Raw genomic sequence first — 12,518 nt, 5'->3', positions numbered from 1 at the left:
CCCTTCTTTTCGGGAGGCTACAACATAGTGAAGTATGTACACAATGAAGCGAGTGTCCAAAGTGTGGCCGGGTCCGGCGCTGGCGCGTTGGAGCGGTTGTTCGAGCTGGCGGTGATGACGTCGGAGTTCATGGAGCGCGGGATGGCCGCGCGCGGGTTGACGCGGGCGCGGACCTCGGTGTTGTGGGCCCTTCATCAGCGCGGACCGTCGACGCAGAAGGCGCTGGCCGACCTGATCGGCGTGACGCCGCGCAACATCACCGGACTGCTGGATGCGCTGGAGGCGGACGGTTTCGCTGAGCGCGGCAGGCATCCGACCGACCGGCGGGCCACGTTGGTGTCGTTGACCGCCAAGGGCGTCGAGACGATGACCGGCCTGACCGAGGAGTACCGGGCGGGCTACGACTTCCTCTTCGACGGCGTCCCGGCCGCCGATCTGGAGTCGTTCGTGTCGGTGGCCTGCACGGTCATGGACCGGATCCGGTCCATCGAGTGCTGAGCGTCAGGCGCCCAGGTGCCAGGGCGTGTCCGGGCGGGTGGGGCGGGCATCGGCGGTGACGCGCAGCGCATATCCCGGGGTCCCGCCGGCGGGAGGGATCGGGCCGAGGTAGTGGTGGCCGGTCAGATGGCACCAGGCGGCCAGGTCGAGGGGGGCGGCCGGGTCGGTGGCCAGCAGGTGCACGAGCGTTCGGCCGGGCAGCAGGGCCAGGTGTTCGCGCAGCTCGAGCAGGAGCCGGACGCAGGAGCGATCACCGCCGTCGATGACCACCGGTGTCTCGTCGGTGTTCTGGCCGCTCACCGTCCGCTCACTGCCTGTTCGCTGTCTTGTTTCCCCGAGTGGCCGGGGTCGAGGTGAGCTTGTCCACGGTGGCGGCGATCGCGTCGGCGGCCCGTTCGATCTGTTCGGGGGTGGTCCAGCGTCCGACGCTCAGGCGCAGCGCGGACAGGGCCTGGTCGTGGCCTTGGCCCATCGCCAGAAGCACGGGTGAGGGTTCGCGGGAGCCTTCGTGGCAGGCCGAGCCGGTGGCGCCGGCGATGGCGGGGGTGGCGGCCAGAACGTCGTCGCCACCGGCGCCGTCGATGGTGATGTGCAGGGTGGCGGGCAGCAGGTGGTCGGGGTGGCCGGTGCGGGTGAGGAGTCCGGGCAGCAGGCGGTTCAGCCGCCGCGCCAGCAGGTCCCGCAGACGAGCCATGCGGTCGGGGCCGCCGTGGTCGAGTTCGTGCTGGGCGAGGTCGGCGGCGGTGCCGAGGGCGACGGCCAGAGCGACGTTCTCGGTGCCGGCGCGCAGCCCGTGTTCCTGCCCGCCGCCGGGAATGAGGGGTTCGAGCAGCACACCGGTGCGCACGTAGAGGGCGCCGATGCCCTTGGGGGCGTACAGCTTGTGCCCGGCCACGGTCAGCAGGTCGACGCCGAGCCGGGCCGCGTCGATGGGGATCTTGCCGACGGCCTGGGCGGCGTCGGTGTGCAGCAGCGCGCCGTGCTCGTGGGCGGCGGCGGCGAGTTCGGCGATGGGCTGGAGCACCCCGGTCTCGTTGTTGGCGGCCATGATCGACACCAGCGCGGTCCGCGGCGTGAGCGCTCGCGCGAGATCGGCCGGGTCGACCCGCCCGTGGGCGTCGACGGGCAGGTAGGTGATCGCGGTGCCGTGGCGGCGCTGCAGCGCCCGGCAGGCTTCCAGCACGGCCGGATGCTCGGTCGCCTGGGTGACCACGTGCACCTGGCCGGGGTCGCGGTGGGTGAGCACGGCGCCGATGATGGCCAGCGCGTCGGCTTCCGAGCCGCTGCCGGTGAACACGACCTCTTCCGAGGCGGCGCCGATCAGCGCGGTGAGCCTGCCGCGGGCGACGGCGAGGGCGCGGTGGGGGCGGTCGGCGTAGGGGTGGCCGCTGGAGGGGTTGCCGAAATGCTCGGTCAGGAAGGGCAGCATCGCCTCGGCCACCCGCGGGTCCACCGGTGTGGTGCTGTTGTAGTCCAGGTAGATCGGGCCTTCACGCAGGCCGGCTGGGACCGGCGCGTCCAGGCCGGCCAGGGCGTCGCCGGTGGTGTTCGGGCTGGCGGAGTTACTGCCTGGGCTGTTCATGGGCTGCTCCCGGCGGTGACCGGCAGGCCGGCGCGGTGCCATTCGGGCAGCCCGCCGTCCAGAGGGTGGGCGGTGTAGCCGCGCTCGCGCAGCAGCCGGACGGCGCGGGGGGCGAACACGCAGTACCGGCCGCGGCAGTAGGCGACGATGTCGGTGCCCGGCGGCACCTTGTCGGTCAGGTCGGCCAGCCTTGTCGCCAGCTGGTCGTGCGGCAGGTTGACGGCGCCGGGGATGTGCCCGGCCGCGTACTCCACTGGGGGCCGGACGTCCAGCACGACCACGTCGCCGCCCTCGATGCGGCGGGCCAGTTCGTCGCGGGCGACCGGTTCCAGGGCGTCCAGATCGCCCAGGTAGTCGCGGGCCGCGCGTTCGGCTTCGGCCAGCCGGGCCGCCGCGAACGCCTTGACCTGCTCGACCAGCTCGGCGACGCCGTCGTCGGCGAGCCGGTAGAACACCTTGGCGCCCTCCCGCCGAGCAGCCACCAGCCCCGCCTCGGCGAGCGCTTTGAGCTGTGCGGAGGTGTTGGCGACCTTCATCCCCGCCGCCTGCCCGAGCTCCTCCACGCTGCGCTCACCCTGGGCCAGCAGATCCAGCAGCTCCAGCCGGGCCGGATTGGCCAGCGCCTTCCCGACCCGCGCGAACTGCCCGTACAACGCGGTCTTGCGCTCGCGGTCTTCTGCCAGGGCGCCGGTAGGCCCGGCGGTGGGCCCGGCTGCGCTGTCGGCTGCGGGCATCATGTCCTCCGGTGTTCGAGCGGCCGATGTTCCAGCGGCGTCCAGATTCACGGCGCGGCCGGGGGCGTCGCTGGGGAACCGCCAGCACGTTCGCCTCGACTTAACTTTCTAATATTCTTTTGAATATTGTAGGTTGCGAGGTTAGCAGCCCGACCCCGCAGTGGCAAAGGACGATGAGATGAGCGGCGAGATGAGCGGCCAAGAGCCTCGATCACCAGCCATATCGCTGGTCAGCGCACTAGTGGACGAGGGTCTGGGCAACAGTGCCTACCTGGTCGATCTCGGTGACGGGCGGGCGCTGGCCGTCGATCCGCCGCGCGATGTGCGCGGCCTGCGGGCCCAGGCCGATCGGGCCAGGCTGCGCATCGCGTTCGTCGCCGACACCCATCTGCACGCCGACTTCCTGTCCGGTGCGCGGCAACTCGCCGCCGATACCGGCGCGCAGGTCCTGGCCTCGGCCGCGGGCCGTCGCGCGTTCGACCACACGCGGCTGGCCGACGAAGACGAGGCCGACCTCGGCGGGCTCACCATGCGGGCGCTGGCCACTCCCGGGCACACCGACGAGCACCTGGCGTTCCTGCTGCTCGACGGGCCCCGGCCCCTGGGGGTGTTCACCGGCGGATCGCTCATCGTCGGCGCGGCCGCGCGCACCGACCTGCTCGGCCCAGGCCGCACCGAGGAACTGGCCCGCGCCCAGTACGCCTCCCTACAGCGCCTCGCGACGCTGCCCGACCATGTCGCGGTGTGGCCCACGCACGGCGCCGGATCCTTCTGCTCGGCCCCGCCCGGCGCCGACCGCACCTCCACCATCGGCGCCGAGAAGGCCAGCAACCCGCTGCTGGCCGCCCCCGACGCCGACACCTTCGCCGCCCGGCTGATCGACAGCCTCGGCTCCTACGCCGCCTACTTCGACCGCCTGACCGAGCTCAACCGGCGCGGCCCGCAGATCCTGACCGGCCCGCCCGCCCTGGCGCCCCTGCCTGTCGACCAGACCCGCGCGCTGCTGGCCGACGGCGCGGTGGTCGTCGACGTACGGCCGGTCGCCGACTTCGCCGCCGGGCACCTCCCCGGCGCGCTCTCCAACCCGCTGCGGCCACAGTTCGGCACCTGGCTGGGCTGGCTCACCGACCCCGCCACCCCGATCGTCATCGTCCGCGACCCCGACCAAGACCCCGCCGACATCACCTGGCAGGCCCTCACCATCGGCCACGAGAACCTGGTCGGAGAACTGGCCGGCGGCGTCACCGCCTGGCGCGCCGCCGGACACCCGCTGCACAGCCTCGGGCTGACCGACGCAGCCCACATCGGCGAGCGCCCGATCGTCGACGTGCGCCAGGACGCCGAATACGCCGCCGGCCATGTCCCCGGCGCCGTGCACGTCGAACTCGGCGACCTGCCCGCCCACGCCGCCGACCTGGACCGGCGCCCGTATGTGGTGATGTGCGGGCACGGCGAACGCGCCGCCACCGCCGCCAGCCTGCTCGCCCGCGCCGGTCACCGCGACCTGGCGATCCTGGCCGGTGGACCCGACGACTGGGCCAAGGCCACCGAGCGGGCCCTCAACCAGGGCCAGCTTGAGGGCCCGGAGCAGGGCCTGGAGCTGGGGCGGTGACCGCGCACGCGCCGGTCAAGGCGACCGCGCTGGGGATCCGCACCAATTTGGCCCAGTTCACCCTGCTGGTCGCGGTCAACGCGCTGGTCGGCGGGATGCTCGGCCAAGAACGCGCCGTCCTGCCGCTGCTGGCCGAACACACCTTCCACCTGACCGCCTACACCGCCGCCCTCACCTACATCCTGGCGTTCGGCGTGACCAAGGCCGCCGCCAACTACTTCGCCGGCGCCTGGTCCGACCGGTACGGACGCAAACCCGTCCTGATCGCCGGATGGCTCATCGGCCTGCCCGTCCCGCTCATTCTCATCTTCGCGCCGTCATGGAGCTGGGTGGTAGCCGCCAACGTGCTGCTCGGCGTCAACCAGGGGCTGACCTGGTCGGTCACCGTCATTATGAAGATCGACCTGGCCGGACCGCAGCGGCGCGGCCTGGCCATGGGCCTCAACGAAGCCGCTGGATATCTCGCCGTCGCCGCCACCGCCATGGCCACCGGATGGCTGGCCGCCGAACACGGGCTGAGGCCCGCGCCGTTCCTGGTCGGCGCCGCCTACGCCGCCCTGGGCCTGGGCCTGTCGCTGCTGGTCGTCCGCGAGACCCGCGGCCACGCCCACCACGAAGCCGCCATCACCACCCAACCCTCCGGACCCGCCCTGACCAGCGGGCAGATTTTCACCCGCACCAGCTTCACCGAACCCGCCCTGTCCTCGGTCAGCCAAGCCGGACTGGTCAACAACGCCAACGACGGCCTGGCCTGGGGACTGTTCCCCCTCCTGTTCGCCGCCCACGGCCTGACCATCGGCCAAATCGGCCTCCTTACCGCACTGCTGCCCGCCGCCTGGGGCGCCGGTCAACTCCTCACCGGCGCCGCCTCCGACCGCTACGGCCGCAAACCCTTCATCGTCGCCGGCATGCTCACCCAAGCCGCCGCGCTCGCCCTGGTCGCCCTGGGCACCACCTTCTGGGTGTGGGCCGTCGCGCTCAGCCTGCTCGGCGCCGGCACCGCCATGGTCTACCCCACCCTGCTGGCCGCCATCGGCGACGTCACCCACCCCACCTGGCGCGCCCGCTCCGTCGGCGTCTATCGCCTGTGGCGCGACGGCGGCTTCGCCGTCGGCGCCCTGCTAGCCGGCATCATCGCCGACCTGTACGGCATCACCACCGCCATCTGGACCATCGCCGCCCTCACCGCCGCCAGCGGCCTGCTCGCCGCGATACGCATGTACGAAACCCATCCCCGCACCTGAGCGCCCTCACCGAACAGGCCCCGCCCGGCGGACCCGCACTGACGGCCCGCTCTCAGCCGAGCACGTTGCGGGGTTTCTATCAAGGCATACGCAAGTCCTTCGACGGCCGAGAACATCGCGGCGTGCGCCAGGCGGCGACCGGTGCGCCTTTCGACCTTGGCCAGCAGGGCTCTCCCGCACGCTAGGAGGGGATGCGAAAGGTCGCCGCCATCACCGTCCAACGCATGAACAGCGGTGGGTCCACTCGGGCGGTGCGGGCCTGTGCGGAGCGCCGCCCCGTGGCGCCGTGTTTGGCCTGGAACACTCGCCGTCACGGCAAGGGGAACCTACGGCACCTCAATGACGACCTTCAAGGTGCCCAAACGCAAACCGGATCCACGACTGGGCGCCGTCTGTCCTCGCTGCGGAGTCTCCGCCGGGCATCCCTGCATGAACGGCAAGGCCCGTCTACTACCGGATGGCCGACGACGCCTGGGCGCAGGTGGTCCGCAAGCAGATCACCGGCATCGCTTCCTTCCTCGACATCACCCGTGACGGCCTGGATCTGATGGGGCCGGATGATGAGCGGGCCGCCCGCGTCCATCAGGCGCACGCCGCGTTCGAGTGGATGGCCAAGGTGTTCGACAACGCGCCGCCCCTGAACCCCGGCGGCGGCAATGAACTCGACAGCACTGAACTCGACGGTGCTGGGTCCCACGATGCTGGGTCCCACGGTGCTTGGGCCGATGGTGAGGAGACGTAGTGAGCAGGCAAGCGATCGTGGTCGGTGGCGGTATCGGCGGACTGGCTGCCGCCTTGGCCCTGCGTCGGATCGGTTGGCAGGCCGTCGTGCTGGAGCGGGCGGCCGAGCTGCGCGAGATCGGCGCCGGTATGTCCCAGGCGCCCAACGCCATGCGCGCGCTGGACGAACTCGGCGTCGGCGAGCAGGCCCGCTCGGCGGGTGTGCCTACCCACGCATCCGGCAACCTGCGCACACCCGATGGGCGCTACCTGCAACGTGCCCGGCCCGGCGATCCGACCGCGATGCTGGCCTTTCATCGCGCCGACCTGCACCGGGTCCTGCTGGAGGCGGTACCCGACGGCTGGGTGCGCACCGGCGCCGAAGTCACGGCCGTAGCGCACCAGGGAGACAAGGTGTGCGTGGAGTACGACGGCGGCCAGGTCAGCGGCGACCTGGTCGTCGCCGCTGACGGCATCCACAGCACCGTGCGCCGCCTGCTGTGGCCCGACGCGCCGCCGCCGCGCTTCCTGGGCCGCACCGCCTGGCTGGGCATCGCCGAGATCGCCGATCCGCCGGGCAGCATCACGCTCGGACCCGGCGGCTACTTCCTCATCCACCCCGTCGGCCGCGGCCGCACCTACTGGGCCTACGTCACCACCGCCGACCAGCCCGACGTCCGCTACCCGGGCCAGGAGAAGAGCGAGGTGGCCCGCCGGACCGCGACCTGGCACGACCCGATCCCGGCACTGATCCAGGCCACCCCGCCAGAGGCGGTGATCCACATCGACATCCGCGACCTGGACCCCCTGCCGACCTACGTGCACGACAAGGTGGCGCTACTGGGCGACGCCGCACACGCCATGAGCCCCGACCGCGGCCAAGGCGCCGGACAATCCATCGAAGACGCGGTCGTCCTCGTCGCCGCGCTCGCCGGCGAACCCACGATCCAGACCGCCCTGCACCGCTACGACACCGACCGCCGACCGCGCACCCAGGCCACCGCCCGAGGCGCCCGCAAAGACGGCCACCGCACCACCTCCAAAGCCGCCCACCGGACGATGACCACCATGATCCGCCTGATGCCCGCCCCGCTCTGGCGCAAGGGCATCGCCGCTGACAGCAACCCCACCTGGCGATGGCAGCCACCACACCTACCCTCACCCACCACCCGCCACTGACGCGAAGCCGCCGCACCACACCGGCTGCGCACCGCGCCGGGCCCAACCATCAGCCCAGCCCGGCCCGGCGTGCGCCTCACCCATCAAGCGGCCAAAGCCCCCACTCATCCTGTCGGCCGCGCACCGGTGATCGCGTCTGACGGTGCACCCGACCCGTGAGCCACCGGACACAAGGAATGATCATGGATCGCTCGCAGCAGCTGCGTCACTGGATGTTCGCCCGGCACGCCCACCCGGTCAGTGCCTGGACCCGGCTGTTGACCACACCGCTGGTCGTCGCACCGTTCTGGACCCGGCGCGCGGACGTGACCGCTGGAGTTGTGATCTGGTTCGCGATCAACCCGATCATGACCCCCGAGCCGGCTGACCGCAGATCGCTCGCCACCCGCGCCATCCTGGGCGAGGAGCGCTGGCTGGCCCACCCCGAGCTGGACCGGACGATGAGCGCACTCAACGCGGTAGGCCTTCTCACCCTCGGCGCAGCCGGCCTCGCCGCCTGGCACCGCCGCAAGGTCCCGACCATCCTCGGCGTGGCCGCCACGATGGCGCTGACACTGTACGGCTGGCGGCGCTACGCCGACCTCTACGACGCAGACCGGCATACCGTCTGACGTCTCGTTGCAGACCGGGAAGACCCGCGGTCCGGCGCGGCTACCGCTTCGGCCACCTCGACCGGGTCCAGCTCAAGCCGTCTTCGCCGGATACGTCGCCGCCGCAGTGATCGGTGCGATCTCGGCTGCCCGTGGCCCGGGTGGGTCCCAGAAATGCGCGTGTCACTTCCTCCCAGATCCTCACGAACGTGTCGCTCCGGTAGGGGCGGCGGCGTGCCGGTCGCAGCAGCGACGCAAGCTCAAACCCGGGAGCCAACCGGCACCACGCCCCGACGGTGCACCAGGCGAATACCGCGCCGCCGCCACGCTGAAAGGCCGGCACGTTCTGCGAAGGCCCGACTGCTCGCCCGACCGCATGACCGCCGTCGTCAAGGTCATCCTGGTCCTGGTCCTGCACCAGCGGGCTCGACAAGGCCGGAATCAGCTCTTTGTTCTCGCGGTCAGAAGGGCAGCTGTCCCGTGCCGGCCGCGGCGCGCAGGGCCGCGGCCAGCGAAGGGTCAGCGGGCGGGGTCAGGGCGGAGAAGTCCAGGGTGGCGTCAGGGGAGCGGTTGTCGGTCAGTTGGCGGAACAGGGTCGCTTGCTGTGCTGAGGTGGGCCGGGGTCGGGCGATGGCCAGGACGTCGGCGAAACGTAGGCCCCGGCCGGGTTGGTCGTAGGTGTCTGCGGCCTGCTGGGTGTAGAGCTTTTTGACCGCGTCGGCCACTCCGCGCTGTACCGGTTTGGGGACGGGCCGCCCGTAGGTGGTGACCCAGTAGCCGAGCAGAGCGCCTGGCTCGTCGGGGCGGCGCAGCATGATGGCGATGATGCCGCGGTTGTCGCTGCCTCCGTTGAGCAGGCGGACCCGGACCAGCTCGGCTGCCGCGACTATGGCTGCCGGGGCGAGCGTGGTGGTGGTGCGCAACCAGCCGATGCAGCGCAACAGCCATGCGCGGTCGCTCACCGCCAGTCTGGCGATGAGGGCGGCGAACCGGTCGTCTGCCGGGCTATACCAGACGGTTTCCTGCATGGCGCCGTCAGCCAGCTGGTGCAGCAGTTCGACCTTGGCTTGGGTATCGGGACCGCGCAGCGGTGAAGCGGCCGGGCCGGGCGGGGAAGCGGACATGAGCGCTCCACGGTCAGGTTCGTGCACGGAGGGGCGACAAGCGGCGTGCGGTGATCGGCCGTTTTCAGGCCATCGCGCGGCAGGTACACCGCAGCCGTGCTCGCGGTGCAAGGCCTGCTCCACGGCCATGCTCATTACGGCTAGCGGTGGACGCCAGAGCGGACGGTGTGGCACGGGCCTCCTGAGGCAGGAAGAAGCACTGCCGACCAGATTTCCCGGCACACCTATCGGGGACTGTATCAATCACGCTCGCGCGAGGTGGGGCGATCACAGCCGGTGGGTGACGAGGCCGCTTTGGGGATCTCAAGCGCGTCGCGGGACGCGCCGGGAGGTGAATCGCCTGGCCGGGGGACGTCGACGGGATCGGTGACGCCGGGCTCCTTGCGGTGGAGGCGGCGGCAGGTGATCTCGGTGACAACGATGATGCCCATGACGAGGATGCTCGTCGCGGCTGCGGCGAGCAGGCCTTGGTCCAGCAGCCACCCGATCATCGCGCCGCACGCCAGCGCCGGGGCCAGAGCGGCGATGTTCCACCAGGCGCGGCGCGGGCGGCGTGCTGACAACGGGGGCTCCCTTCACCAAGGGCACTACAGGTAGCGCAGCCACAGGTAGGGCGTGGCCAAGCCGACGGTGACCACGGTGACGACCAGGCCGTACTTGGTGAAGTGCCAGAAGCTGATGGGTGCTCCGTTGCGGGCGGCGATGCCCAGCACGACCACGTTGGCGGATGCGCCGACGGCGGTGGCGTTGCCGCCCAGGTCGGCGCCGAGCGCCAGCGCCCACCACAGCACCTGGGCCTGGTCCTTACCGCCGTTCTGCTGGACCAGGTCGCCGACGATCGGGCTCATGGTGGCGACGTAGGGGATGTTGTCCACGATCGCCGACAGGCCCGCCGAGGCCCACAGCAGCAGCATCGTCGCGAAGCCAAGGCGGCCTTCGGTGGCGTCGGCGGCGGCTTGGGAGATGTCGCCGATGACGCCGGTCTCGACCAGGCCGCCGACCATGACGAACAGGCCGGCGAAGAACACCAGGGTGGGCCATTCGACCTCTTCCAGTGCCTGTTCGGTGGTGACCTTGGTGGCGGCGACCAGCAGCCCGGCGCCCAGCAGCGCCACCACCGAGGGGTCGTAGTGCAGTACCGGGTGCAGTACGAACGCCGCCACCACCAGTGCCAGGACGGCCAGGCATTGGATCAGCAGGCGCCGGTCGGTGATGGCCTCGCGCTCTTCCAGGGTCATGATCTCTTCGGCCAGTGCCGGGTCGTAGGTGAATGCTGAGCGGAACAGCCAGCGGCACAGCAGGCAGAACACCACCATGAGCACCACCACCAGCGGCGCCAGGTGGATCAGGAAGTCGTTGAAGGACAGGTCGGCGCGGCTGGGAGCGGCGATGATGATGTTGGGCGGGTCGCCGACCAGGGTGGCGGTGCCGCCGATGTTGGAGGCCATCACCTCGGCGATCAGGTAGGGCGCCACTTTGAGGTTGAGGCGTTCGCAGACCAGGAAGGTGACGGGGGCGATCAGCAGCACGGTGGTGACGTTGTCCAGCAGCGCCGAGGCGACCGCGGTGATCACCACCAGCATCACCATGAGCCGGTAGGGCTTGCCGCGGGCGCGTTTGGCCGCCCAGATCGCCAGGTACTCGAACACGCCGGTCTGCCGCAGCACCGACACGATCACCATCATCCCCAGCAGCAGGAAGATGACGTTCCATTCGATCCCCGACTCCTCGGAGAAGAACGCACTGTGCGCGTCGGTGATGTGGAACAGCAGCATCAGCGCCGCGCCACCGAGCGCGACCTTGGTCCGGTGGATCTTCTCCGACGCGATCAACGCATAAGCGGTCACAAAGATCGCGATGGCGAGGGTGGCAGCCAAGAACACTCCTGTCAGAACGGTTTGCGCAGAAGTTCGCCGATCAGCCTTCGCGGTGTGTCTGTCACCACGCTAGTTCGATCGATCACTGAGAGTCCTCATCGGGGGTGGGCTGTGGGGTCTGGCCGGGACGGCGGACCAGGGTGCGTGCCTTGCCGTACCAGGCGGGGACCTCGTGTTCGTCATCGAATCCGCGGGCCACCACGACGTCGGTGGAGGAGTGCGCCAGGATCGACAGCACGATGGTCACCGCGACCAGATGGAAGATCTCATCCGCCGCGGGGATTCCTGATTCGAGCACCAGCAGGCCGTACACCACCGAGGCGAAGCCCTTGGGCCCGAACCACATGGCCGCGCCCTGCTCGCGTGCGCTCAGTCCCGACCGCAGGAACGACACCCACAACGCCACCGGCCTGGCGGCCACCAGTGCCAGCACCGCGAACACCCAGCCCGACACGCTGACATCGCCCAGGAACGCCGGCGAGATCAGCACTCCGAACACCAGCAGCGCGGCGAGCTTGAGCAGCTCGGCGACCAGCTCTCCGAATTCGGAGAAGGCCTTGCTGTGCTGGTCGCCGATGGTCGCGACGGTGATGCCGGCGGCGAACGCGGCCAGGAACAGGTTGCCGTGCGTGGCCTTGCCCAGACCCAGGACCAGTAGTCCGATCGCCACCGCGTTCAGCGGCTCGTACTTGGGTGAGATCGCGAACAGCCGGGTGCGCTCCAGCATGATCGCCGCCCATGGCACCGCCACCCCGATCACCACACCGAGCGCCAGCTCGCTGCCCAGTTCCCCCAGATGCAGATCGTCCGAGCCTTTGGCGATCGCCAGGAACAGCACGACGAACGGCAGGATCAGGCCGTCGTTCACCCCGGATTCGACGTTGAGCAGGTGCCGCAACCGGGGCGGCACCCGGTCGTTGCCCACCAGCGCGGCGGCGAACACCGGATCGGTCGGCGTCAAGATCGCCGCGACCAGCAGCGACTCCACCACACCGAGCCCGGCCACAAAGTAGGCCAGCAACGCCGTCACGGCCAACGTCAGCGGCAGTCCCCAGCCCAGCGCCCGGCCGGGCAGCCGCCACGCCGCACGAAGGTCCTTCCAGCCGGCGTGCATGCCGTCGGTGAACAGCACCGCGAACAACGCCAGCTCCGCCAGCCCGGCCACCAGCGAGTCACCCGGACTTAGCGACAGCACCCCGGTGACGCCGTCCCCGAGCACGAAACCGCCGACCAAGAACAGCGCGGCTGTCGACAGCATGGTGCGGTTGGCCAGACTCGACAGCAGGACGGCGAGCAGCAGCAGTGCCGCGAACGCCAGCAACAAGGCAGTCATGGAGGCTCTCGGGGTCGGTCGGCTA

General features: G+C 70.7%; 13 protein-coding genes. 6 read left to right on the top strand and 7 right to left on the bottom strand.

The genetic code is table 11. The annotated features are described in order from the left end of the window. Positions 1-63: 63 nt before the first annotated feature. Positions 64-498, top strand: a complete 435-nt coding sequence (locus ABD333_RS44740) for a MarR family winged helix-turn-helix transcriptional regulator (protein WP_344549007.1) — start codon at positions 64-66, stop codon at positions 496-498. Positions 499-501: 3 nt separating this feature from the next. On the opposite strand, the gene ABD333_RS44735 is transcribed toward ABD333_RS44740, so the two are convergent. Genes ABD333_RS44735 through ABD333_RS44725 form a run of 3 tightly spaced genes read right to left on the bottom strand, consistent with a single transcriptional unit; the run spans position 502 to position 2,817 of the window. Beyond that, positions 502-798 (bottom strand): sulfurtransferase TusA family protein, encoded by a 297-nt coding sequence (locus ABD333_RS44735; RefSeq protein ID WP_344549006.1) that lies wholly within the window; start codon positions 796-798, stop codon positions 502-504. A gap of 7 nt (positions 799-805) precedes the next feature. Next, positions 806-2,080, bottom strand: a complete 1,275-nt coding sequence (locus tag ABD333_RS44730; RefSeq protein ID WP_344549005.1) for a cysteine desulfurase family protein — start codon at positions 2,078-2,080, stop codon at positions 806-808. Beyond that, entirely contained in the window at positions 2,077-2,817 is a 741-nt protein-coding gene (locus tag ABD333_RS44725; protein ID WP_344549004.1) for an ArsR/SmtB family transcription factor, read from the bottom strand. The genes ABD333_RS44730 and ABD333_RS44725 overlap by 4 nt, the downstream gene beginning before the upstream one ends. Before the next feature lie 175 nt (positions 2,818-2,992). Here ABD333_RS44725 and ABD333_RS44720 point away from each other — a divergent pair, with 175 nt between their 5' ends. From ABD333_RS44720 to ABD333_RS44700, 5 genes are all read left to right on the top strand, one after another. Beyond that, positions 2,993-4,426, top strand: coding sequence for a rhodanese-like domain-containing protein (locus ABD333_RS44720; RefSeq protein ID WP_344549003.1), 1,434 nt, complete (start codon positions 2,993-2,995; stop codon positions 4,424-4,426). Next, the gene (locus ABD333_RS44715; protein WP_344549002.1) at positions 4,423-5,670 is read left to right on the top strand and encodes an MFS transporter; all 1,248 of its coding nucleotides are present in this window, start codon (positions 4,423-4,425) and stop codon (positions 5,668-5,670) included. Before ABD333_RS44720 ends, ABD333_RS44715 begins: the two co-directional genes overlap by 4 nt. Before the next feature lie 457 nt (positions 5,671-6,127). Then, positions 6,128-6,412 (top strand): hypothetical protein, encoded by a 285-nt coding sequence (locus tag ABD333_RS44710; RefSeq protein WP_344549001.1) that lies wholly within the window; start codon positions 6,128-6,130, stop codon positions 6,410-6,412. Next, entirely contained in the window at positions 6,412-7,569 is a 1,158-nt protein-coding gene (locus ABD333_RS44705; protein WP_344549000.1) for an FAD-dependent monooxygenase, read from the top strand. Before ABD333_RS44710 ends, ABD333_RS44705 begins: the two co-directional genes overlap by 1 nt. 182 nt (positions 7,570-7,751) lie before the next feature. Further along, on the top strand, positions 7,752-8,180 hold the full coding sequence (locus ABD333_RS44700) for a DUF6653 family protein (protein WP_344548999.1): 429 nt from the start codon (positions 7,752-7,754) through the stop codon (positions 8,178-8,180). Positions 8,181-8,620: 440 nt separating this feature from the next. On the opposite strand, the gene ABD333_RS44695 is transcribed toward ABD333_RS44700, so the two are convergent. The 4 genes from ABD333_RS44695 to ABD333_RS44680 all read right to left on the bottom strand — a co-directional run bounded on the left by ABD333_RS44695 (position 8,621) and on the right by ABD333_RS44680 (position 12,493). Beyond that, positions 8,621-9,283 (bottom strand): hypothetical protein, encoded by a 663-nt coding sequence (locus tag ABD333_RS44695; RefSeq protein ID WP_344548998.1) that lies wholly within the window; start codon positions 9,281-9,283, stop codon positions 8,621-8,623. A 239-nt stretch (positions 9,284-9,522) separates the two neighbouring features. Next, the gene (locus tag ABD333_RS44690; protein ID WP_344548997.1) at positions 9,523-9,846 is read right to left on the bottom strand and encodes a hypothetical protein; all 324 of its coding nucleotides are present in this window, start codon (positions 9,844-9,846) and stop codon (positions 9,523-9,525) included. A 24-nt stretch (positions 9,847-9,870) separates the two neighbouring features. Next, complete coding sequence (locus ABD333_RS44685; RefSeq protein ID WP_425546969.1) at positions 9,871-11,166, bottom strand: ArsB/NhaD family transporter; 1,296 nt, start codon at positions 11,164-11,166, stop codon at positions 9,871-9,873. A gap of 76 nt (positions 11,167-11,242) precedes the next feature. Continuing rightward, positions 11,243-12,493, bottom strand: coding sequence for a cation:proton antiporter (locus ABD333_RS44680; RefSeq protein WP_344548995.1), 1,251 nt, complete (start codon positions 12,491-12,493; stop codon positions 11,243-11,245). Positions 12,494-12,518 lie beyond the last annotated feature (25 nt).

The sequence above is a fragment of the Actinomadura fulvescens genome (assembly GCF_039533225.1).
In the GTDB taxonomy this organism is placed as follows: domain Bacteria; phylum Actinomycetota; class Actinomycetes; order Streptosporangiales; family Streptosporangiaceae; genus Spirillospora; species Spirillospora fulvescens.
This window is presented reverse-complemented; position numbering and strand designations above follow the sequence as displayed.